The sequence below is a fragment of the Streptomyces sp. NPDC048506 genome (genome assembly GCF_040651315.1).
Lineage (GTDB): Bacteria > Actinomycetota > Actinomycetes > Streptomycetales > Streptomycetaceae > Streptomyces.
This window is the reverse complement of sequence record NZ_JBEZIX010000030.1, coordinates 22,620-44,601: the sequence shown is the minus strand read 5'-3', so window position 1 is coordinate 44,601 and position 21,982 is coordinate 22,620. Positions and strand designations below refer to the sequence as shown.

Below are 21,982 nucleotides of genomic sequence, written 5' to 3'. Positions count from 1 at the left end.
GGTCCACCGCGCGCCCACAGGGGGCATCCGGGGCGCAGCACGGCGCCACCGCAGCACACCCTCCGCCCCGCACCGCCCCCTCCAGCGGCCCGGCGCTGCTCGCTCCGGTGTGCGCGCTCATCGGCACTTCGCTGCCGTACGGCGCGAAAAAGCCCCCACCGGATCATCCCGGAGGGGGCTTTGTCGTGTGGTGGACCTGAGGGGACTCGAACCCCTGACCCCCTCGTTGCGAACGAGGTGCGCTACCAGCTGCGCCACAGGCCCTTGCGACGAGTGAAACTCTAGCATCCCGGTCGCGGTGCTCGGAAATCGCTTCCGGCGCTGGTCAGTGGAGGGCCGTCAGGCGATCGCCGGGTGCGGTGTGGGTCACTCGTTCGCGGCGCGCGGGCGGTCCTCTTCCTCGTACTGGTCGAAGAGCGGGGTGCGGCCGCGGGTGCGGCGGGGGGTGGTGATGTCGGGCTGGGGGTGGGGGTGGTCGGGGGCGGCGCTGGAGCGGGCGGAGCTCCAGGCGTCGTCGGCTTCCAGGTCGACGTGACTGGTGGCACGCGGGGCGACCGGGGCGGTGACGTAGGTGGGGAGGGGGACCGGGACGGGCTCCCAGCTGCCGGCGGCGGGGCGGGGGCGCTCGCGTTCGCGCTGTTGGTCGACCCACTCGGCGTGGTCGGTCTCCTCGACCACGGCGCGGCGGCCGGCGGTGGGGGAAGGGCGCGGGGCGGGAGTCGCGCGGGGCGGCTCCGGGGCGGCGTCGACGGGGGCGTCAGTACGGGCGTCGACGGGGTGGTCGTCGGCGGGCGGCTGGTCGGCCGCCTGCCGAGGGCGGTGGCGGCGTTCCCGCAGTCGCTGTGCTGCCGCCTCCGCCTTGCGCTGGTCCATGGTGAAGGTGAAGCGGCGGCGCTCCTGGGCGCGTAGGTACACGATGTACGCGGTCAGCAGGAGGGCGGGGATCGCGGGGGCCCAGAGGAAGGGGAGGCCGCCCACGGCCGCGACGATGGCGCCGGTGGTGAAGCTGAGGAAGAGGATGGTGATGGTGCGCCGGCGGCGGGCGAGGACCTTGGCGCGCTTGGCGCGCTCGGAGAGGGAGGGCCGCTGCGGGGCGGGCTGCACCCGGGTGAGGGCCTCCGACCCGTCCACGGCCGCGGGGTCGCCGAACGGCCCGGCGGCGGCCTCGTCGGCCGGGGCGTCCGGGTCCTGCTCCGCGCCCGCATCGTCGCCTGGGTACTCCCCGTGCTCCTTGTCGTAACGCCGCTGCATCGCCGCGCGTCCGGACAGCAGCCGGATGGCGGTGCTGAAGCGCTCGGTCGGACGGGCCTCATTGAGCTCGTCCTGCCTACGGAGCCACATCGGCACCAGGTAGGCGGCCCAGGCCCCGACGATGACTGCGTAGATGAGGCCGCTGCTTCTCACATCTCACACGGTAGAGGGGTTTGCATGGGGCCATCCGCCAATTGGGCCGGTGTGTCGCACGATCTGGCTGATATCTCGAACTTTTTTGTGATGGTAGAGATCCGCATCCCCACCAATCCGGCCAATCGGGAATTACATTCGAACATTCATTTTATTTGTGGGGTGCGCCGGGAGCGGCGGGTTTCACACGGTGCCAGCGGCTGAGGAGGCCCTCGGGCGCCTCTTCGGCGGTGAGGGCGAAAACCGCGTGGTCGCGCCAGGCGCCGTCGATGTGAAGGTACCGCGGGCGGATGCCTTCTTCGCGAAAACCGAGCTTTTCGACCACCCGGCGGCTGGGGGTGTTCTCGGGGCGAATGCAGACCTCGATGCGATGCAGTCCCACGGCCCGGAAGCAGTGGTCCGCGGCGAGCGCCACGGCCGTGGGGATGACACCGCGTCCGGCGACTTCCTGGTCGACCCAGTAACCGATATGCCCGGAACACATGGAGCCCCAGGTGATACCGGCGACGGTCAGCTGCCCGACGAGTTGGCCGCGGTATTCCACGACGAAGGGGAGCATCCGGCCGGCGTGCGCCTCGGCGCGCAGATGGCGGACCATCTGGCGGTACGTCGGGCGGTGCGGCGGGACGAGGCCGGGCGGGGGCGGCGGGATGGTGGCTTCCCAGGGGCGCAGCCAGTCGCGGTTGCGGCGGTTGACCTCGCGCCAGGCTCGTTGGTCGCGCAGCTTTATCGGGCGGAGGGTGACATCACCGTCCGTCAGGACCACCGGCCAGGACGCGTTCAGCTCGGGCTCCCGGAGGGGCTGGGATGGTCGCCGCCGCGGAGCTGGTCGACGGCGTGCGGCAGCAGGTCGGCGAGGACGGCGAGGCCGTCGCGCACGCCGCCGGAGGAGCCGGGGAGGTTGACGATCAGGGTCGCGCCGGCCACGCCGGCCACGCCGCGGGAGAGCGCGGCGGTGGGGACCTTGGCGCGTCCGGCGGCGCGGATCGCCTCGGGGATGCCGGGGACCTCGTAGTCCAGCACCCGGCGGGTGGCCTCCGGGGTGCGGTCGGTGGGCGAGATCCCCGTACCGCCGGTGGTGAGGACGACGGCGTAGCGGGCGGAGTCGACGGCCTGGCGCAGGGCGGCCGCCACCGGGTCGCCGTCCGGGACGACCTGGGGGCCGTCGACCTCGAAGCCCATGGCGGTGAGGCCCTCGGCGAGCAGCGGGCCGCCCTTGTCCGCGTAGACGCCGGCCGCGGCGCGGTTGGAGGCCGTGACGACCAGGGCCCGGGCGGGTCTCATGACCGGCTCCAGTCGCCGGACTTGCCGCCGGTCTTCTCCTCGACGCGGACGTCGGAGATCACCGCGGCCTTGTCGACCGCCTTGACCATGTCGACGACGGTGAGGGCGGCGACCGAGACCGCGGTCAGCGCCTCCATCTCGACGCCGGTGCGGTCGGTGGTCTTGACGGTGGCGGTGATCTCGACGGCCTCGTCGGTGACGGCGAGGTCGACGGTGACGCCGGAGACGGCGAGCGGGTGGCAGAGCGGGATCAGCTCGGGGGTGCGCTTGGCGCCCATGATCCCGGCGATCCGGGCGGTGGCCAGGGCGTCGCCCTTGGGCACTCCCTCGCCTCGCAGCAACTCGATGACCTGCGGCGATACCAGGACCCGGCCACGGGCGCGGGCGGTTCGGGCGGTGACGTCCTTCGCGGAGACGTCGACCATCCGCGCCGCGCCCGCCGCGTCGAGATGGGTGAGGTGGTGCTGGCCGCTGCTCATCGTTCTCCCGGTCGAAACTGCCGCCTGTGGGACGACACCGTACCTCCGGCGGCACAGGGGCACCCGGCGGGCCGTCCCCGGAGGCCTATCCCAGCGGGATGACGTCCACGGTGCCGCCCGCCGGGACGTCGGTGGTGTCCTCGGGGACGACGATCAGCGCGTTGGCGTGGGCCATGGCCTTGATCAGGTGGGAGCCGGCGCCACCGACCGGGGTGACCGTGCCGGCCGCGGGGTCGTGGGCGCCGCGCAGGAACTGCCGCTTGCCCTTGGGCGAGGAGGCGATGGCGTCCGTGCAGCGGGCCGGGGTGGCGGGGCGCCGGACGTCCGGCAGGCCCATCAGGGCGCGGATGACGGGGCGGACGAACAGCTCGAAGGAGACATAGGAGCTGACGGGGTTGCCGGGCAGCGCGAGCAGCGGCGTGCGGTCGGGGCCGATGCGGCCGAAGCCCTGGGGCTTGCCGGGCTGCATGGCCAGCTTGCGGAACTCGACCTGGCCCTCGGCGGCGAGCGTCTCCTTGACGACGTCGTACGCGCCGACGCTGACGCCGCCGCTGGTGACCAGGACGTCGGCCCGGGCGAGCTGGTCCTCCAGGGTGGCGCGGAGGGTCTCGGCGTCGTCGGCGACCGCACCGACCCGGTAGGCGACGGCGCCGGCGGCCCGGGCGGCGGCGGTGAGCTGGAAGCTGTTGGAGTCGTAGATCCGGCCGGGGCCCAACGCCTCGCCGGGCTGGACCAGTTCGCTGCCGGTGGACATCACCACGACCCGGGGGCGGGGGCGCACCCGGACCGTGCCGCGGCCGAGGGCGGCGAGCAGGCCGATCTGGGAGGGGCCGAGGACGGTGCCGGCCGCGAGGGCCGGCTCGCCCTCGCGGACGTCGCTGCCGCGGCCACGGATGTGGGCGCCGGCGGCGGCCGGGCGGTGGATGCGGACCTCGCCGCCGGAGTCCTGGGGCGCGGCGCTGTGGGCGCGCATCGTGGCGGCCGGTCCGCGGCCCGTACCGCCGTCGGTCCACTCGACGGGGACGACGGCCTCGGCGCCGGGCGGGACGGGGGCGCCGGTCATGATCCGGGCGGCCTGGCCGGGGCCGACCTCGGGGAGCTCGCCGCTGCCCGCCGCGACGTCGCCGACGACGGTGAGCGCGATCGGAGAGCCTTCCGTCGCGGCGGCCACGTCGGCGACGCGGACCGCGTAGCCGTCCATGGAGCTGTTGTCGAAGGGCGGCAGGGCGACGGCGACCGTGACGTCCTCGACCAGGACGCAGCCCTGGGCGTCGAGGACCGGCAGCTCGATCGGCTCCAGCGGGACGATCGCGGAAAGGACGTCGTCGAGGTGTTCGGCCACCGACCAGACGCGGTCCTGGTGGTCGGTCCGGCCGGTGGCGTCGTTCAACGTCCTACATCTCCTCGGTGACGTAACTGCGCAGCCAGGTCCGGAAGTCCGGGCCCAGGTCCTCACGTTCGCATGCCAGTCTGACAATGGCACGCAGGTAGTCGCCACGGTCGCCGGTGTCATAGCGCCGGCCCTTGAAGATCACGCCGTGCACCGGGCCGCCCAGGGAGGGGTCGGCGGCCAGCGCCTGGAGGGCGTCGGTGAGCTGGATCTCACCGCCGCGGCCCGGGTCGGTCTTGCGCAGCACCTCGAAGACGGCCGGGTCGAGGACGTAGCGGCCGATGATCGCGAGGTTGCTGGGCGCCTCGGCCGGGTCGGGCTTCTCGACCAGGTCGGAGACGGTCACCACGTCGTCGTCGCCGGTGGGGACGGCGGCCGCGCAGCCGTAGAGGTGGATCTGCGCCGGGTCGACCTCCATGAGGGCGATGACGGAGCCGCCGTGCTGCTCCTGGACCTCGACCATGCGGGCCAGCAGCGGGTCGCGGGGGTCGATCAGGTCGTCGCCGAGGAGGACCGCGAAGGGCTGGTCGCCCACGTGGGGCGCGGCGCACAGCACCGCGTGGCCCAGGCCCTTGGGGTCGCCCTGGCGCACATAGTGCATGGTGGCCAGGTCGCTGGACTCCTGCACCTTGGCGAGGCGGGACTCGTCGCCCTTGCGGTGCAGGGCCTCTTCGAGCTCGTAGTTGCGGTCGAAGTGGTCCTCTAGGGGGCGCTTGTTGCGGCCGGTCACCATCAGGACGTCGGAGAGTCCGGCGGCGGCCGCCTCCTCCACCACGTACTGGATGGCGGGCTTGTCGACGACCGGGAGCATCTCCTTGGGTGTGGCCTTCGTAGCGGGGAGAAACCGGGTGCCGAGGCCGGCTGCCGGAATGACAGCCTTGCTGATCCGTGTGTGCGATGGGGTCATGCGCGACACCATAACCGGCGCTATCGGAACGATGATGAGGGTCCGGTCAAGAGTGCATGAGAGCGGGAGCAAGGGCACACAGTGAGCATCGAGCACGATAGAAAGCGCAGGTTGCGGCGGGATCTCCAGGAGGTAAGAAGATCCTTGCCGCCGGATGTCGTCGCGGCGGCGGGCGAGGCGCTGGCCCGACGGGCGCTGGAGCTGGAGGAGTTGGCTCCGTACCTGGCCCCCACGGGCGCGCCCCCGGAGACCCCTCCGACAGTTGCCGCATATGTGTCGATAGGGGGTGAACCCTCCACTCGTGCGCTGCTCGACCGGCTGCGCGCGGCCGGGGTGCGGGTGCTGCTGCCCGTGCTGATGCCGGACAACGATCTGGACTGGGCGCCCTACGAGGGCGCCGAGCGGCTCGTACGGGCCGGCTGGGGGCTGCTGGAGCCGGACGGGGAGCCGCTGGCCCCCAAGGCAGTCACCGAGGCGGACGTGGTGCTCCTGCCGGGGCTCGCGGTCGACCGCGGCGGGCTGCGGCTGGGGCGCGGTGGCGGCAGTTACGACCGGGTGTTGGAGCGGCTGGAGCGGGCCGACGCCTCGGCGGCGCTGGTGGTGCTGCTCTACGACGAGGAGCTGCTGGAGGAGGTGCCGGCCGAGCCGCACGACCGGCATGTGCACGCCGCGGTGACCCCGTCGGGGGTGCACCGCTTCCGGCACCGGCCGGCCGGCTGAGGAGCGCCGGAGCGACGGCCCGGCGGCGGCCTGCCGAGGCTCCCGGGCCTGCCGGGGCTCCCGGCCGCGGAACGCCGTCGGGCGGGCCGGAGGACCCCCTGGAGGATCTCCGGCCCGCCCGACGGCGTCGGCGGTGGGGCCGCTGCGGCAGCCGGCCCCACGGCGGCCCTACGGCGACAGCGTCAGCGTGTCCTTGCCGCTCTTCTTGACGGCCTCCTCGCTGAACGCCCAGGGCAGCAGCTCGCCCTTGGCCCACTTGTCGGTCTGGTCGTAGTAGTGGGTGTCGTAGGCGTGCCCGGAGGCGCCGGTGAGGTTGATCCAGCGGGACTTGTCGAGGTCGGCGAGGTTGACGACCATCCGCATCGACGGGACCCAGGTGACCTTGTAGCCGCCGGCCGCGTTCCAGCCGGTGGCGTCGACCGCGGCCTCACCGCCGCCGACGTTCCACGGGCCCCGGTTGAACAGGCCCTGAAGGATGCCGGGGCCGTCCGTGCCCAGGGTCTGGTTCTTCAGGAACAGCTGGTGCAGCCGGCCCCAGCTCCAGTTGTCGATGTTCTTGCCCAGCTTGGAGGTCAGCTCGTAGCGGGCGTCCGTCATGGCGTGCGCGAGGAGCTGGTCGCGGTTCTTGTCGCCGGGGCGGCCGGGCCGGTCCTCGGTCTTCCACCAGGCGTTGTTGGGGTCGTCGAGGATGTTCCGGACGACCTCGTACCAGCGGTCGCCGCCGTCGGGCTGGGCGGTGTCGCCGGCCCGCTCGCCGCACTCGCGGACGTAGGTGTCGTTCTCGTCGGCGGGGCCGGTCTCGTCGGCCGGCCGGACGTTGAGGCACTGGCCCTCGACCCGCAGCTCCTTGGGCATCTTGTTGCCGAAGGCCAGCTTGAGGGTGTTGCGCCAGACGGCGTTGAAGTAGGCGGCCGCGGCGGAGTCGGGCTCCTGGGTGAAGTCCCAGCCCTCCAGCAGCTGCTGGGCGTCGCGGACGTACTTGTCCTTGATGTCGATCTTCGTCAGGTAGGGCGTCAGCAGCCGGGCGATCTCGCTGCTGTTGTCCTTCTGGAAGGTCTGCATGTCGTCCGTCGAGACCTTGCCGCCGCCCTTGATCTTCGACTGGATCAGGTCGTTGATCCGCTGGCTGCGGGAGCCGTAGCCCCAGTCCTTGGTGATCAGGTACGGGTACTTCTCGCCGACGACGGCCTGGTTGGCGGTGACGATGTAGCCGCGCTTGGGGTCGTACTCGTAGGGCAGGGCCTTCTGCGGGATGTAGCCCTTCCACTGGTAGTCCGGGTCCCAGCCGGGCGCCGGGTAGGTGCCGTCGAAGTGGCCGTCGCCCTTGCCGCGGACTGGGATCCTGCCGGGCGCCTGGTAGCCGATGTGGCCCTTGGTGTCGGCGTAGATCAGGTTCTGCGAGGGCACCTCGAAGTGCTCGGCGGCCTTGCGGAAGCTGCTCCAGTCCGTGGCGCGGTCGAGCTCGAAGACGGCGTCCATGGACCGGCCGGGGTCCAGCGCGGTCCAGCGCAGCGATACCGCGTAGCCGTCGCCGCGGTCCGGGGCGGCGTTGCCGACCGGGGCGTCCTTGCCGACGTTGCCGAGCTCGTTGTCGCGGTCGGAGACGATCGGCCCGTTGTTGGTGGCGCGCACGGTGATCGAACGGCTCTCACCGCCGGCGACCTTGATGGTCTCCTTGCGCGTGAGGAACGGCCGCTGCTTGTTGTCGTAGAGGTACCCGTCGGCGTCGATCTTCTCCAGGTACAGGTCGGTGACGTCCGCACCCATGTTGGTCATGCCCCAGGAGATGTCCTTGTTGTGGCCGATGACCACACCCGGCATGCCGGAGAAGGTGAAGCCGGAGACGTCGTAGTTGCACTTGGGGCCGGTGGTGCGGCAGTGCAGGCCCATCTGGTACCAGAGCGAGGGCATCTGGGGCGCCAGGTGCGGGTCGTTGGCGAGCAGCGGCTTGCGGGTGGTGGTGTGCTCGCCGGAGACGACCCAGGAGTTGGAGCCGATGCCGTTGCCGTTGGGGCCGAGCAGCGCCGGGACCTCGTCGAGCGTCTTGGACAGTGCGGACAGCTGCGACTTCAGACCGGTGGCGGCGGCGCCGACGCCGGCGGGTGCCGCGTTGGCGGAGCTCTTGGGCGAGAACTGCTTGGTGGCCGGGTCGACCGCGCCGCCGTCGACGATCGGCCGGTTCCGCTGGTACGGGTACGCCGGGTAGAGCTGGGCGATCTGCTCCGGCGTGAAGCGGCTGGTCATCAGGGAGCGGTCGATCTCCTCCTGCATGTTGCCGCGCAGGTCCCAGGCCATCGCCTTGAGCCAGGCCACCGAGTCGACCGGCGTCCACTTCTCCGGCTTGTAGTCGTTCTCCAGGTCCAGCGCCGCGTACTCCAGGGAGAGCGCCGAGCCCTCGTGGTCCCTGAGGTAGGCGTTGACGCCGGCGGAGTAGGCCTGGAGGTACTTCTTGGTACTGGGCGACAGCTTGGTGTCGTACTCCTGCTGCGCCACGTGGTGCCAGCCGAGGGTGCGCAGGAAGGCGTCGGTCTTGACCTGGCTCTTGCCGAACATCTCCGAGAGCCGGCCGGCGGTCATATGGCGCCGGACGTCCATCTCCCAGAAGCGGTCCTGGGCCTGGACGTATCCCTGGGCGCGGAAGAGGTCCTCGTCGCTGTCGGCGTAGATCTGCGGGATGCCGTTGGCATCCCGCACCACGTCCACCGGGTCGGCCAGGCCCGGGAGTTTGAGCGAGCCCGTGGTCTGCGGGAAGGAGGCGCGGACGGTGCTGACTCCCCAGAACGCGCCGAAACCGATGCCCGCCACGAGCAGCAGCACGACAGTGATCGCGACGAGGCGGCCGCGCCGCCCCTTCTTCTTCCTGGGGACCGGGCCGGACTTGTTGGCGGGCATCTCTGTCCTTCGAGGGGCAGGGTGGGAGTGCTGGAGCAACCATAGGCGCACGGGTTCGGGGACCCCTACGCGGAGTCACCGCCAGCACATCCGACTTTCAAGTAATGGTAAATTGTTAGTCTCAGTAACTAGATACGGTAAGGAACGACCACCCCCAGCCCCCCGGCCGGCCCCGTGCGAGGAAGGACCAGCTCCTGACTGTCGACCACCTCAATGAACTCCTGCTGATCTGCTCGCTCGTACTGCTCGTCGCGGTCGCCGCAGTACGACTCTCCTCGCGCAGCGGGCTCCCCAGCCTGCTCGTCTACCTGGGGATAGGCATCGCCATAGGGCAGGACGGCCTCGGTGGCGTCGTCTTCGACAACGCCCAGCTGACCCAACTCCTCGGCTACGCCGCGCTGGTCGTGATCCTCGCGGAAGGCGGCCTGGGCACCAAGTGGAAGGACATCAAACCGGCGCTGCCCCGGGCGGCGGCGCTCTCGACGGTCGGCGTCGCGGTGAGCGTGGGGGTCACCGCCGCCGGAGCGCACTATTTGGCCGGACTTGAGTGGCGCCAGGCGTTGCTGATCGGCGCCGTGGTCTCGTCCACGGACGCCGCAGCGGTCTTCTCCGTCCTGCGCAGCGTGCGCCTGCCGGCCCGCCTGACGGGTGTCCTGGAGGCCGAATCCGGCTTCAACGACGCCCCGGTGGTCATCCTCGTCGTCGCCTTCTCCACGGCCGGGCCGGCCGAGTCCTGGTACCACCTGCTCGGCGAGATCACCCTGGAACTGGCCATCGGCGCCGCCATCGGCCTGGCCATCGGCTGGCTGGGCGCGTACGGCATGCGGCATGTGGCGCTGCCCGCCTCCGGCCTCTACCCGATCGCCGTGATGGCCATCGCCGTCTCGGCGTACGCGGCCGGCGCACTGGCGCACGGCTCCGGCTTCCTCGCCGTCTACCTGGCCGCAGTGATCCTCGGCAACGCCAAACTGCCGCACGCCCCCGCCACCCGCGGCTTCGCCGAGGGCCTCGGCTGGATCGGGCAGATCGGCATGTTCGTCCTGCTGGGCCTGCTGGTGACCCCGCACAACCTGCTCGACGACGTGGTGCCGGCGCTGGTCATCGGCCTGATCCTGACGATCGTGGCCCGCCCGGTGTCCGTGTTCGTCGCGCTGCTGCCCTTCCGGGTGCCCTGGCAGGAGAAGGCCCTGCTGTCGTGGGCCGGGCTGCGCGGCGCGGTGCCGATCGTGCTGGCCACCATCCCGATGGTGAACGAGGTCCCCGGCAGCGAGACGGTCTTCAACATCGTCTTCGTGCTGGTCGTCGTCTACACCTTCGTCCAGGGGCCGACCCTGCCCTGGGTGGCCCGCCGCCTCAAGCTGGGCGACGGCGAGGAGTCCGCCGACCTGGGCATCGAGTCGGCGCCCCTGGAGCGGCTGCGCGGCCATCTGCTGTCCACGTCCATCGGCCCGGCCTCCCGGATGCACGGCGTCGAGGTCGGCGAGCTCCGGATGCCCAAGGGCGCCGCGGTCACCCTCGTCGTCCGGGACGGCTCCAGCTTCGTACCCTCGCCCACGACGGTGCTGCGGCACGGCGACGAGTTGCTGGTGGTCGCCACGGATCCGGTGCGCGACGCGGCCGAGCGACGGCTCCAGGCGGTCTCCCAGGGCGGCAAGCTGGCCGGCTGGCTGGGGGCCGGCGGCGGCCCCGGGCGGCGCGGCCACCGGCCCGGCCACTGACCGCGGCCCGGGGCGCCCCGGCCGAAAAATGTGCTGTAGATCTCCGCGGATACCAAGGAAATCTCCGTGAAGCCCTGGTTAATCCCAGGGCTTCACGCGCTTCGACCTGTAGTATGAAGAGCGAACATGACGAACCAACTCTGCCTGACGCAGAGCTGGCGCGACCGCTCGGCGGCCGCGGTCCCCTGCCACACGCAGCCACCTCTCAAGGTGCGGACCACGCGGTATCACTCGGTCCTGCGCGAGAGGACAGCTCTCGGCGCGCACCCGTGACGACCTTGCGGGCGGTGCGCTACCAGGCGGCAGAAAGGCCCGGCCGTGGCATCCGCGGTCAAGGACTCCCGTCCCGGATACGGACGACTGCTCCGCACCCCTGGTGCATGGACGTTCCTGCTGCCCGGCTTCCTGGCCCGGCAGCCCTTCGCGATGCTGACCATCGGCATCGTGCTGCTCGTCCAGTCCACCACCGGCTCCTACGGCACCGCCGGCGCGGTGTCCGCCACGACCGGTGTCTCGATGGCCCTGTTCGCGCCGCAGAGCGGCAAGCTCGCCGACCGCTTCGGCCAGCGCGCGGTGCTGCTCCCCGGTGTCCTGGTGCACACCGCCGGCGTCTCGGCGCTGATCGCCATCGCCCTGGCACACGCCCCCCTGTGGGCACTGATCGCCGTGGCGGTCCCCACGGGCGCCTCGACGCCGCAGGTCGGCCCCATGGTGCGGGCCCGCTGGGCGGCCCGCCTCGGCGGCAGCCCGCTGATGCCCACGGCCGCCGCCTTCGAGTCGGTCACCGACGAGTTCACCTTCGTCGTCGGCCCCGTCCTGGCCACCGCGCTGTGCACCGGCATCCACCCGGCGGCCGGTCTGGTCGCCGAGGCGGCGCTGACGCTGGCCGGCGGGCTGCTGTTCGCCGCGCAGAAGCGCAGCCAGCCGCCGGTGCACCGGGCCGGGGCCGACGCCGCCCCGCGCGTCTCGGCGCTGTCGGTGCCCGGCGTACGCGTCCTGATCGCGGCGTTCCTCGGGATCGGCGCCGTCTTCGGCGGTATGCAGGTCTCGCTGACCGCGCTCACCCAGCACATCGGGCAGCCCGGCATCAACGGCGTGCTCTACGGGATCTTCGCGGGCGGCAACATGCTCGCCGGCATCGTCTGCGGCGCGATCGCCTGGAAGGTCGGCCCGCGGCGCCGGCTGCTGGTCGCCTACGGGCTGCTGGCGCTGGCCACCACCCCGCTGTGGGTGGTCACCTCGGTGCCGCTGCTGGGCGCCGTCGGCCTGCTCGTCGGCCTGTGCATCGCCCCCGCGCTGATCACCGGCTACACGCTGGTCGAGTCGCTGGTGCCGGCCACCGCCCGTACCGAGGCCTTCACCTGGCTGACCGGCGCGGTCGCGCTGGGCCAGGCGGCCGCCGCCACCTCCGCCGGCCAGCTGGCGGACCGCTTCGGGCCGAGCACCGGATTCCTGGTGCCGCTGGCCGGTACGGCGCTGGCCTTCGTGGTGCTGCTGACGCTCCGCGCCCGGCTGGTGCCGCGCCCCTCGTCCGTGGTCGCCTCCCAGGCCGGCGCCGTCGTGGCGCCCGCCGCGGCGGACCGGGAACGGGAGCTGGCGCGCACCTGACCGTCGCGGGCCGCGGAACGGCTCCGACCGGGGCCCGCGAACGTGGAGTCGGTCACCGAAAGCTCGTCACGGTGGACTGATGGCCGGGAATACTGCAAGATGGAGCGTCGTTAGCACTCATCGAGTGAGAGTGCCAGGAGGAAGTCAAGTGCCGACCTACCAGTACCAGTGCACCGAGTGCGGCGAAGGCCTTGAGGCGGTGCAGAAGTTCACCGACGACGCGCTGACGGAGTGCCCCAGCTGCAACGGACGCCTCAAGAAGGTGTTCTCCGCGGTCGGCATCGTCTTCAAGGGCTCCGGCTTCTACCGCAACGACAGCCGTGGGGCGTCGTCCAGCAGCAGCCCCGCGAAGAGCTCCTCCTCGTCGAGCAGCACGTCCTCCTCGGACTCCGCCGGCTCCTCGTCGAGCAGCTCCGACGCCACGTCGTCCACCTCGACCGCGTCGTCCTCCAGCAGCACCACGAGCGCCAGCTCCGCGGCCTGAGCCGCGCACCGCGCCCACACCGCTTCACCGGGCCCCGCCGTCAACCGACGGCGGGGCCCGACGCGTCCACACCGGAGCAGTCGGGCAGACGCCGAGGGGCGCCGACGCGTACCGAGCGCCGCTGACGCATGCCGAGGGTCGCTGGCGCATTCCGACGTGCGCATGCTGACGTGCCCTTACGAGAAGCTTTCATTCCGGTCACCGGCCGTCGAACGGGCGGGCCGCCCGCTACTGTGAGCGCCATGGCTGACGCGGAGATAGGTGTCATCGGCGGCTCGGGGTTCTACTCCTTCCTCGATGATGTGACCGAAATCACGATGGACACCCCCTACGGTGCCCCCAGCGACTCGCTGTTCCTCGGCGAGGTCGCCGGCCGCCAGGTCGCCTTCCTGCCCCGGCACGGCCGCGGCCACCACCTCCCGCCGCACCGCATCAACTACCGCGCCAACCTGTGGGCGCTGCGCTCCCTCGGCGTGCGCCAGGTGCTCGGCCCGTGCGCGGTCGGCGGCCTGCGCCAGGAGTACGGCCCCGGCACGCTGCTGGTCCCCGATCAGCTCGTGGACCGCACCAAGGCCCGCGTACAGACCTACTTCGACGGCGAACCGCTGCCCGGCTACGCATCCGGGGACCCGTCGGCGAGCGGAGGCGGAGCGGGGTGGACCGGCGGCGTCCCCAACGTCGTCCACCTCACCTTCGCCGACCCGTACTGCCCCGCCGGCCGCCAGGCCGCGCTCGCCGCGGCTCGCGGCCGCGACTGGGAGCCGGTCGACGGCGGCACGCTCGTCGTCATCGAGGGCCCCCGGTTCTCGACCCGCGCCGAGTCGCGCTGGCACGCCGCCCAGGGCTGGTCGGTGGTCGGCATGACCGGCCACCCCGAGGCCGTCCTGGCCCGCGAACTGAGCCTGTGCTACACGTCGTTGACCCTGGTGACGGACCTGGACGCGGGGACCGAGACCGGTGACGGCGTCTCCCACGAGGAGGTGCTGGGCGTCTTCGCCCAGAACATCGGCCGACTGCGCGAGGTCCTCTTCGACGCGGTCGCGGCCCTCCCCGACACCACGGAGCGCAACTGCCTGTGCGTCGACGCCCACGGGGGCCTGGACCTGGGCATCGAACTGCCCTGACGGCCTGCGTCCGACGGCGGGCGTCTGACGGCAGGCGTCTGACGGCAGGCATCGGCACCGCCCCCTCCCGGGTGACCGAGTTGTCCACAACGGCGGGGCCGTCCACACCCCGGAGCGGGCGGGAGCGAACTGCGGCACGGTGGTGATCGCCAGTTCCTCCCGAGCACCCGGCAAGGCGGTGACCACCCATGCTTCACACCCCTCGCACTCCTCACATCCCTCGCGCTCCCCACACCCCCCTCTCCCCGCCCCTCCCTACTCCCCCGCGATGTGAAGTGCCCCACTTTGCTCCGGTACGGGCCGGTGGCGGAAGGCGCCGCTGGCAGCGCTTCACACGACGGCGCATGCTCGCCGCCGGACTCGCGATGACCGCCGCAGCACTGGCCGGTGGCGTCTCGTACGGCGCGGCACGACCCGCTCCCACGGCCGGCTGCCCGTCGGCGGCGGCGCCGGGAGGGCGGTAGCCGTGACCGAAGATCGAGTGGCATCCGCCCATAGGCCGGGCGACACTGCTGGGCATGGCGGGGCACCCGCCGCGCGCCAACGGGGACGCGCCCACCGCACCGGTACCGCCGCATCCGTCCGTCCGACGTCCCGGACGTACCGGACCCACTCCCTCCGCACGATCCGCACCGAAGCGCCGACCGATCGCCGGTTCGGGTCGTACGGCTGGACAGTGCCGCCCCGCCCTGCCGTATGTTGCGGTGCTGAGTGTCGATGCACCGTCCGTCATGAGCGTGGAAAGAGGCTGTCAGGTGAGCCAGAGCAAGGGCGTCCTTCAGGGGTTCAAGGAATTCCTGATGCGCGGCAACGTCATCGAACTCGCGGTCGCGGTCGTCGTTGGTGCGGCGTTCACCAACATCGTGAACTCCGTGGTCAAGGGCGTCATCAACCCGATCGTCGGCGCCCTCGGCTCGCAGAACCTGGACAACTACCAGTCCTGCTTGACCACAACTTGCTCGAAGGACCCCAAGACAGGCGCGTTCGTCGACGGCATCTACATCCTCTGGGGCTCGGTGCTCAGCGCCGCCCTGACGTTCCTGATCACCGCCGCGGTCGTCTACTTCCTCATGATCCTTCCGATGAACAAGTGGAAGGAGCGCCAGGAGGCCAAGAAGCCGGTCGACGACGGACCCGCGGCCCCGACCGAGATCGAGCTGCTCACCGAGATCCGCGACGCGCTGATCGCCCAGCGCAACGGCTCGCTCGCCGTGCCGTCCTCGGCCTTGGGCACCATCGGCATCCAGAAGACGCAGGAGTAGCAGGCGCCACCGGCCGGCACACGCCGCCCCGTCGCCTCGCTCAGAGGTGGTGGGGCGGCTTTTCGTCGAGGAAGCGGGCGAGGTCGGCGGCGCTGTCACCGCCGGCCGGCCGCTCGCCCCAGCCGCGGTCGGTGTCGTCGGGCGACTGCTGGCTCAGCGGGTCGTCGAAGATCAGGCGTGCGGCGGACGCGGACACCGGGCGCGCGGGGGCGGCGGCCCGGCCGTCCTCGGAGTCGTCCTCGGCCGCAGCCGGGGAGACTGCCTGGGGCTCGGAGGCCGGCTCGGGTTCGCGGAGGGTTCTCACCCCTCCAGGGTACGGGCGGGTCCGACCGGTGAGCCGGCCGGCAGGGACACACAGCCCCCTTTCGGCCGGCAGCATCCCGGCCGACGCCGCCCCGGACCGCCTCGGGCCCGCGCTCCCCCGGCACCCAGCGCACCATCACGCACCACCGCCCGCGCGGTCGGCCCCCTCTCATCCCGAACTACACGGCCCGCGTCACCCCCTCCCACCCGGACCACACGGCCCGTGCCAGCCCCGTACCAGCGGTCTCGCCGGTACCAGTGGCTTCGCCGGCAGCGGCCGGTCCGTTGTGCGTCGGTACCGTGGCCCACCTTGCGCCGGGGGTGGACCGCTCCCTGGTGGCGCTCCCTAGCGGCCCTTGTCGTGGGTGGGTATGGGGTGCGGGCGCTGGTTGTCGTGGGGGCGGGTCGGGGGGCTCTGGGAGCCATGGCTGCGCCTGCGGGGGCCGTTGCGGTCGGTGCCGGGCAGGGGGTGCCGGGCGTGGACGCGTTCTTCGGGAGCCATGGGACGACGCCTTTCCGTTCGGAGTTCTAGCGGTCCCTGGGGTCGATGGACCACAGGGTGAGCACGACCAGGAAGGAGAGGACCAGGAGGCCCGCGCACCACCACGCGGTGCCGGTGTCGCCGCGCATCCATGCGTCAACGGCGAGCGTCAGCGCCCACAGTTGGCCGATCACGACAGTCATCGCCAACAGCAGACGGCCGGTGAGTTTCGCCGCGCGCTCCGGGTCCTGTTCGGCGCCGGCACCGGGGCCGGGACCGGTGCTGCGCACCCGCGGGTCGCCGTAGCCACTGGTCGGCCGGATCTGCGGATAGCGCTCGCGCACCGGCCGGTTGAGCCGGGGGTCCGCGCTGCCGGGGCGATAGGGCGGGGGTGGGGGTGGAGTGGGGGGTGGGGTTGGGGGCGGGGGCGGGGGTGAGTCGGTCATGTGCGGCTCCCCGTGGGGGCGTTGACCCTGCTCGTCTCCGCGCCCTTGCCACGCGTCCCTGGGCAGCCGAGTTGGGCGGCCAGGTCCGGGTGCGATGCGCTGAGTTCGCGGCACAGGCCCTGTTCGATGGTCTCGTCCGAGCGGGCGGTGCCGATGGCCCAGACGCTGCCGTCGTCGCGTTCGAAGAGGACGACCTTGGGCAGGCCGCGCGGTGGCGGCCCGGCGGTGACGTCTCCGCTGCGGGGGTCGAAGACGCCTTCGTGACAGGGGCAGTACAGCTCGCCCTCCTGGCCGCGTTCCTTGCGCCACAGGACGGCGCAGGCGAGGTGGGTGCAGACGGCGGAGTAGCCGACGAGGGAGCCGTCGGCGAGGCGGACGGCGACCGCGCGGTCCTCCTCGCCCGGGTAGCGGAAGGCGACGGATTCGCCGAGCGGGATGCTGTCGGCGACGAGTTTGAGGTCCCCGCTGTCGTCGCCGTGCCGCGGCAGCACTCCCCCGGCGACCGCCAGCCCGCCGACGGCGAGACCGCCCGAGACGGTGGCCACGATGCGCAGGTAGTCGCGGCGGGTGGTGAGCGAGTCCGCGCTGAGACGGTCACGGAGGTGATCAAGGGCGTGCTCACGGCCGCCGGAGAGGTCATCGGTGGGAGCGTGGCCGTGCGGGTGGTCATCGGTGGGGGCGTGGCCGCTGGGGTGGCCCTCGGGGGAGGTGGCCTCGCCGTCCGGACCCGGGCCCTGTGCCGTGCTCATCGGACGTCGACCCCGTTCACCTCGACGACCGGAAGCCCGCCCGGTACCGGCCACTGCATCTTCTCGGCAGGTACGACCATGGCCACACCGGTCTGCACCACCGTGTCGCCGAAGGAGAACGAGTCGGCGACCTCCACACCGGGCCGCTCGCTGCGGAGGTCTTCGAGGGTGCCGTAGAAGAGGGCCCCGGTCGGGCAGACGGTGGCACACATGGGGGCGAGTCCGTGGGCGGTGCGGTCGTAGCAGAGGTTGCACTTCATCTGGAGCTTCGCCGCAAGGTCGATCTTCGGTACGCCGAAGGGGCAGGCGCCCACGCAGTTGGCGCAGCCGATGCAGCGGGTGGTGTCGGCCTGCTGCACCACGCCGTCGGGGGTGACCAGGATCGCGTCGGCGGGGCAGACCTCGGCGCACGGTGCGAGGGGGTCGGCGCAGTGCATACAGACGGTGGGCAGGGAGGCGACGGAGCTGCCCTCGTCGGGGTAGTCGAGGTGGATCAGCGAGGTGCCGCGGTGCGAGTCGCATTCCCGGCAGGCCGAGACACAGGCCTGGCAGCCGATGCAGCGGCCCGGATCGATGAAGATCGTCTTTCCCATCATGGCGGCGGTCAGCCCCTCTCAGTCCCGCTCCGCGGTGCCGCGGCCCTGCGGTGCGGTGGGTGGTAGCGGATCGGTGCGGGAGACCTGCGCTGCGGGGTACGCCTCGTGGCCGGGCGCGGTGGGCGGCGCGGGGACCTCGTCGACGGCGGTCGCGGCCTCGATGCGGGCGGCGCAGACCTTGTACGCGGGGATCTTCGAGCGGGGGTCCAGGGCGTCGATGGTGAGGATGTTGGCGGCGGTGGGGGCCGGCCAGTGGTACGGGACGAAGACGGTGTCGGGGCGGATCGATTCCACGACGAGCGCGGGGTAGACGGCGCTGCCGCGGCGGGTGACGACCCGTACGGGCTGGCCATTACGGAATCCGTGCGAGGGGTGCACCTCGACCCAGGGGCGGGGGGTCTGTTCGACAAGGGCACCGAGGCGGCGGGTCTGGTTGCCGGAGAGGTAGTGGGCGACGGTACGGCCGGTGGTGAGGGAGAGCGGGAACTCCTCGTCGTACGGGTCGACGGGCGGCTGCCATGTGACGGCCTGGAGGTGGATCTTCCCGTCGGGGTGGTAGGACCTGCCGTCCTCGAAGAGGCGCGGTGTGCCGGGGTGTTCGAGGGTGGGGCAGGGCCAGGCGATGCCGCCGGTCTCTTCGAGGCGTTCGTAGGTGATGCCGTAGTAGTCGTTGACCGTTCCGGCGGAGGCGATGCGGAGTTCTTCGAAGACGTCGCGGGAGTGGGTGAAGCGGAATTTGTCGCCGGCGTCGAGGCGGCGGGCGAGTTCGCACAGGATCCAGGTGTCGGTGCGGACACCGGGCGGCGGCTCCTGGGCCTTGTTGTGTTTGATGACGCGGGCTTCGGCGTTGGCCATGACGCCCTCGTCCTCGGCCCAGACGGTGACGGGCAGGACGACATGGGCGTTGGCGCAGGTTTCGGAGAGGAAGAAGTCGAGCTGGACGTGGAATTCGAGGGCGTCATAGCCCTGTTTGACCACGTGGTGGTGGGGGAGCGAGACGAACGGGTTGTTGCAGACGCCGATGAGTCCGCGGATTTCACCGTGCCGCATTTGATGGACCATCTCCATCATGGAGGTTCCGGCGACCGGCAGTTCGTCCTCCGGGATTCCCCAGAGGTAGCTGATTTCGTGGCGGTGCTCGGGGTTCGTGATGGAGCGGCCGCCGGGCAACAGGTCGGATTTCTGGCCGTGTTCCCTGCCGCCCTGTCCGTTTCCCTGGCCGGTGAGGGTGCCGTAACCGGCACCGGGGCGACCGAGGTTGCCGGTGGCGACACAGAGGTTGATGATCGAGAGGCAGTTTTCGACGCCTTGGCTGTGGTGTTCCACACCGCGCGCGTGCCAGGCCATGGCGCGTTCGGCCCGGGCGAACCAGTGGGCGACCTGCTCGATCCGTGCGATGTCGACGCCGCAGATGTCAGCGGCGCGGGACGGCGGGCAGTGCTCGACGGCGGCTTTCACCTCGCGCCAGCCCGTGGTGTGTTCGGCGAGGTATTTCTCGTCCGTCAGTCCGTCACGGACAATGGCGTGCAATACGGCGTTGAAGAAGGCCGCGTCCGTCCCGGGTTTGAGCGGTACGTGCAGGTCGGCAGTGCGAGCGACGGGGGTTTCGCGGGGGTCGACGACGATGAGTTTGGCACCGCGGTCGCGGGCGCCCCAGACGTACTGGGTCATGACCGGGAAGCATTCGCCGACGTTCGATCCGGCGATCAGTACGCAGTCGCTGAGCAGGATGTCGGAGAAGGGATTGCCGGCCCGGTCGATGCCGAAGGCCAGTTGGTTGGCGCCGGCCGCGCTGACCATGCACAGCCGCCCGTTGTAGTCGACGTGTTTGGTCCGCAGGGCGACCCGGGCGAATTTCCCGACGAGATAGGTCTTCTCGGTGTAGAGGGAGGCACCGCCGAGCATGCCGAAGGCGTCGTGGCCGTACGTCCGCTGAATGCGGCGGATTTCTTCGGCGGTGACGTCGAGGGCTTCTTCCCAGGTGCACTCCCGGAAGGGTTCGTCGCGGTTCTGCCGGATCAGCGGGCTGGTGAGCCGATCGGGGTGGTTGACCTGCTGGTAGGCGTTGATGCCTTTGGGGCACAGCCGCATGCGGTTGATGTCGTGGTTGCGGGGTTCGACACCGAAGACCTTTCCGGCCCGGTTGACGCGGAGGTACATACCGCATTGCACGCCGCAGAAGCAGCAGTGGGTGGGCACGAGGGTTTCGCCGGCCTGGTCGGCGTGCCACCGGTCGGCGGGGATGCCACCGGCGTCGGTGGACGTACGGGTGCCGGGCGGGGCGATGGTGGGGTCGATGGGCAGCGTCACGGGTGTCCCCCGGTGGACTTGCGGGGCATTCCCCTGGGGGAATCCACCGCCGGCGGCGTACGCGTACCTGTTCGCGGCCCGGTCACTTGAAGCCCCGCTTCACCTGGGCGAGGTAGGCCCCGCCGCGCAGCACCCGTTTGCAGCGGGGGCAGTACTCGGCCCATGCGTCGAAGTCCAGGCGGAGGTCGCGCATGGTGCCGCGGAGATTCTCGACGTACGGGGCGGTGTCGACGGGTTCGCCGCAGCGGCGGCAGACGCAGAGCTGCTCGTGCTGCCGGGCGGTGTATTTGAACAGCTGCATGCCGACCGCGGCGGGCCGCTGCACGATGTGGAAGAACTTCCCGAACGGGAGGTAGACGAGGGTGAAGACGACGGACGCCATGTGCAGGGTGGCGAGGAAGGCGTAGCCGCCGCCGTGCAGGAAGATCGCCGAGAAGGTCAGCAGGAGTCCGGTGACGGAGATGACGATCAGGGCCAGCAGCGGCAGGAAGTCGTAGGCGAACCGCTGTCCGGTGCCGGCCGCACGGTCCCGCAGCCGCCGCCACAGGAAGTAGCCGGCGCCGGCGATGACGAGGACGGCGGCGAGGTCGAGGCCGTGGAACACAACCCAGCCGATGGCGTCGGAGGAGTTGAAGCCGAGGACGCCGAAGCCCCAGATCCGCATCTCGTAGCCGGGCCCGGAGCCGGTTGCCGCGGTGAAGGTGAACCATCCCCAGGTCAGCGGGAAGGTGATCAGCGCGGCGAGCACACAGCCCCAGAAGACGAGTTGGTGGGCCGCCCAGCGCGCGGTCGAGCGGGCACCGAGGAACTTCTGGAAACCGAGGTAGGTGGCGGCCATCCGGGGCAGCGCGGTGGGCGCCCGGCGGAAGTTCTCCGCGGAGAAGAGGGCGCGCAGGCCCTGTCGGAGCAGTCGGCGGGCGGGCGGTTCGCTGACCCAAACGGTGTAGCGGTAGGCGACACCGAAGGCGAGGAAGACCGTGGCCACGGCGTACGGGAGCAGCGCGGCGTCGAAGTTCCGCAGCATACGGCTGCCCAGGACGATGGCGAGGACCAGAAGGAGCGCAACGGCCGTGGCGACCATGGTCGCGCGGACGGCCGGCGGCCGGGTCCGGGGTGGCACCGCCGTCCCCTCCGGGGCGATGTCCGGGAAAGGTGGGGGGTCCGAGGGCTGTCGCACGGGCCCCACGCTAGGCGGTGACGAGGTGAATAGCCCGTTTTGTGGCCTTAGTGGGTGAGGCTCCGGGGTTCCCGTACGGGGGCGTACCGCCCCGTCGGGTCAACGGCCGTCCGCGGTGCCGGCCAGGGCCTCGTGCCACCACAGGTCGCGCCCCGGCTTCCAGGACACCGGCCGGGAGCACCGGTTCACCACCAGCACCGACCGCTCCGGCGCGCCCCCCGCGGCCGCGCCCCGCGCCAGTGCATGGTCGAGCAGCGCCTTCACCGGCCGTACCGACCCGTCCCAGAACGCCGCATCCGCGGTGATCAGCACCTTGGCGTCGGACGCGCGGGTCCTGGTGACCAGTTCGGGCACCGTGAGCGACACCGGCAGCGTGGTGCGTATCGCATCCAGCCGGCCGCAGGCGAGCGTGGCGATCACCGATTCCGGCACCAGCGGGAGGTGGACCGCGACCCGGTCGCCGGCCCGCACCCCGAGCCGGGAGAGCGCGGCGGCGGCGCGTGCGGCCTGGTCGAGGAGCATGCCGTGGGTGAGTTCCTCCAGGCGTCCTGGCTCTCCGCTCCAAGTGAGGGCGATCCGGGACGCCTCCGACTCGGGAACTCCCCGGGCGTCATCTATTTGCTCTGAAGTCACACGGCGCAACATGCG

The 21,982-nt window shown here is 71.6% G+C and carries 21 protein-coding genes, 1 tRNA gene and 1 pseudogene; 7 read left to right on the top strand and 16 right to left on the bottom strand.

Annotation, left to right across the window (positions count from 1 at the left end; all coding sequences use genetic code 11):
* Window positions 1–188 precede the first annotated feature (188 nt).
* From AB0C96_RS24115 to galU, 7 genes are all read right to left on the bottom strand, one after another.
* Window positions 189–264: transfer RNA gene (locus AB0C96_RS24115), tRNA-Ala, on the bottom strand.
* 102 nt (window positions 265–366) lie between these two features.
* Complete coding sequence (gene glpR / locus AB0C96_RS24110) at window positions 367–1,404, bottom strand: gephyrin-like molybdotransferase receptor GlpR (RefSeq protein ID WP_362919784.1); 1,038 nt, start codon at window positions 1,402–1,404, stop codon at window positions 367–369.
* A 151-nt stretch (window positions 1,405–1,555) separates the two neighbouring features.
* Window positions 1,556–2,188: a GNAT family protein gene (locus AB0C96_RS24105; protein WP_362919864.1), complete on the bottom strand. Its 633-nt coding sequence runs from the start codon at window positions 2,186–2,188 to the stop codon at window positions 1,556–1,558.
* Window positions 2,185–2,688 carry a MogA/MoaB family molybdenum cofactor biosynthesis protein gene (locus tag AB0C96_RS24100; protein WP_362919783.1) on the bottom strand — a complete coding sequence of 168 codons (504 nt, stop codon included), beginning with the start codon at window positions 2,686–2,688 and terminating at the stop codon, window positions 2,185–2,187. Before AB0C96_RS24100 ends, AB0C96_RS24105 begins: the two co-directional genes overlap by 4 nt.
* Window positions 2,685–3,167, bottom strand: coding sequence for a cyclic pyranopterin monophosphate synthase MoaC (gene moaC, locus AB0C96_RS24095; RefSeq protein ID WP_362919782.1), 483 nt, complete (start codon window positions 3,165–3,167; stop codon window positions 2,685–2,687). The genes AB0C96_RS24100 and moaC overlap by 4 nt, the downstream gene beginning before the upstream one ends.
* A gap of 85 nt (window positions 3,168–3,252) precedes the next feature.
* The gene (gene glp, locus AB0C96_RS24090) at window positions 3,253–4,557 is read right to left on the bottom strand and encodes a gephyrin-like molybdotransferase Glp (protein ID WP_362919781.1); all 1,305 of its coding nucleotides are present in this window, start codon (window positions 4,555–4,557) and stop codon (window positions 3,253–3,255) included.
* 4 nt (window positions 4,558–4,561) lie between these two features.
* Window positions 4,562–5,464 (bottom strand): UTP--glucose-1-phosphate uridylyltransferase GalU, encoded by a 903-nt coding sequence (galU, locus tag AB0C96_RS24085; protein WP_362919780.1) that lies wholly within the window; start codon window positions 5,462–5,464, stop codon window positions 4,562–4,564.
* 144 nt (window positions 5,465–5,608) lie between these two features.
* On the opposite strand from galU, the gene AB0C96_RS24080 reads away from it, so the two are divergent.
* Window positions 5,609–6,184: a 5-formyltetrahydrofolate cyclo-ligase gene (locus AB0C96_RS24080; protein ID WP_362919779.1), complete on the top strand. Its 576-nt coding sequence runs from the start codon at window positions 5,609–5,611 to the stop codon at window positions 6,182–6,184.
* Window positions 6,185–6,352: 168 nt separating this feature from the next.
* Here AB0C96_RS24080 and AB0C96_RS24075 read toward each other — a convergent pair whose 3' ends face one another.
* Entirely contained in the window at window positions 6,353–9,076 is a 2,724-nt protein-coding gene (locus AB0C96_RS24075) for a penicillin acylase family protein (protein WP_362919778.1), read from the bottom strand.
* Window positions 9,077–9,270: 194 nt separating this feature from the next.
* Between AB0C96_RS24075 and AB0C96_RS24070 the strand changes: the two genes are divergently transcribed.
* The 6 genes and pseudogenes from AB0C96_RS24070 (at window position 9,271) to mscL (ending at window position 15,272) form a co-directional block, all read left to right on the top strand.
* Window positions 9,271–10,794 (top strand): potassium/proton antiporter, encoded by a 1,524-nt coding sequence (locus AB0C96_RS24070; protein WP_362919863.1) that lies wholly within the window; start codon window positions 9,271–9,273, stop codon window positions 10,792–10,794.
* A gap of 318 nt (window positions 10,795–11,112) precedes the next feature.
* Window positions 11,113–12,402, top strand: a complete 1,290-nt coding sequence (locus tag AB0C96_RS24065; RefSeq protein WP_362919777.1) for an MFS transporter — start codon at window positions 11,113–11,115, stop codon at window positions 12,400–12,402.
* Between the two features lie 148 nt (window positions 12,403–12,550).
* Window positions 12,551–12,886 (top strand): FmdB family zinc ribbon protein, encoded by a 336-nt coding sequence (locus tag AB0C96_RS24060; RefSeq protein WP_362919776.1) that lies wholly within the window; start codon window positions 12,551–12,553, stop codon window positions 12,884–12,886.
* Window positions 12,887–13,128: 242 nt separating this feature from the next.
* A complete protein-coding gene (locus tag AB0C96_RS24055) occupies window positions 13,129–14,010 on the top strand; it encodes an S-methyl-5'-thioadenosine phosphorylase (protein WP_362919775.1) in 882 nt (293 codons plus the stop codon).
* 188 nt (window positions 14,011–14,198) lie between these two features.
* Window positions 14,199–14,393 (top strand): annotated as a pseudogene (locus AB0C96_RS24050) (hypothetical protein); the annotation flags it as partial.
* A gap of 372 nt (window positions 14,394–14,765) precedes the next feature.
* Window positions 14,766–15,272 carry a large conductance mechanosensitive channel protein MscL gene (gene mscL, locus AB0C96_RS24045; protein WP_362919774.1) on the top strand — a complete coding sequence of 169 codons (507 nt, stop codon included), beginning with the start codon at window positions 14,766–14,768 and terminating at the stop codon, window positions 15,270–15,272.
* Between the two features lie 40 nt (window positions 15,273–15,312).
* Here the strand turns inward: mscL and AB0C96_RS24040 are convergent, their stop codons facing one another.
* The 8 genes from AB0C96_RS24040 to AB0C96_RS24005 all read right to left on the bottom strand — a co-directional run bounded on the left by AB0C96_RS24040 (window position 15,313) and on the right by AB0C96_RS24005 (window position 21,967).
* Window positions 15,313–15,576 (bottom strand): hypothetical protein, encoded by a 264-nt coding sequence (locus AB0C96_RS24040; RefSeq protein WP_362919773.1) that lies wholly within the window; start codon window positions 15,574–15,576, stop codon window positions 15,313–15,315.
* Between the two features lie 345 nt (window positions 15,577–15,921).
* A complete protein-coding gene (locus AB0C96_RS24035; protein WP_362919772.1) occupies window positions 15,922–16,077 on the bottom strand; it encodes a hypothetical protein in 156 nt (51 codons plus the stop codon).
* A gap of 26 nt (window positions 16,078–16,103) precedes the next feature.
* Window positions 16,104–16,502, bottom strand: a complete 399-nt coding sequence (locus tag AB0C96_RS24030; protein WP_362919771.1) for a hypothetical protein — start codon at window positions 16,500–16,502, stop codon at window positions 16,104–16,106.
* A complete protein-coding gene (locus tag AB0C96_RS24025) occupies window positions 16,499–17,251 on the bottom strand; it encodes a Rieske (2Fe-2S) protein (RefSeq protein WP_362919770.1) in 753 nt (250 codons plus the stop codon). Before AB0C96_RS24025 ends, AB0C96_RS24030 begins: the two co-directional genes overlap by 4 nt.
* The gene (locus tag AB0C96_RS24020) at window positions 17,248–17,847 is read right to left on the bottom strand and encodes a 4Fe-4S dicluster domain-containing protein (RefSeq protein WP_362919769.1); all 600 of its coding nucleotides are present in this window, start codon (window positions 17,845–17,847) and stop codon (window positions 17,248–17,250) included. The genes AB0C96_RS24025 and AB0C96_RS24020 overlap by 4 nt, the downstream gene beginning before the upstream one ends.
* An 18-nt stretch (window positions 17,848–17,865) precedes the next feature.
* Window positions 17,866–20,151, bottom strand: a complete 2,286-nt coding sequence (locus AB0C96_RS24015; RefSeq protein ID WP_362919862.1) for a molybdopterin oxidoreductase family protein — start codon at window positions 20,149–20,151, stop codon at window positions 17,866–17,868.
* Between the two features lie 88 nt (window positions 20,152–20,239).
* Window positions 20,240–21,238 carry an MFS transporter gene (locus AB0C96_RS24010; RefSeq protein WP_362919861.1) on the bottom strand — a complete coding sequence of 333 codons (999 nt, stop codon included), beginning with the start codon at window positions 21,236–21,238 and terminating at the stop codon, window positions 20,240–20,242.
* 195 nt (window positions 21,239–21,433) lie between these two features.
* Window positions 21,434–21,967 (bottom strand): AMP-binding protein, encoded by a 534-nt coding sequence (locus AB0C96_RS24005; RefSeq protein WP_362919768.1) that lies wholly within the window; start codon window positions 21,965–21,967, stop codon window positions 21,434–21,436.
* Window positions 21,968–21,982: the final 15 nt, after the last annotated feature.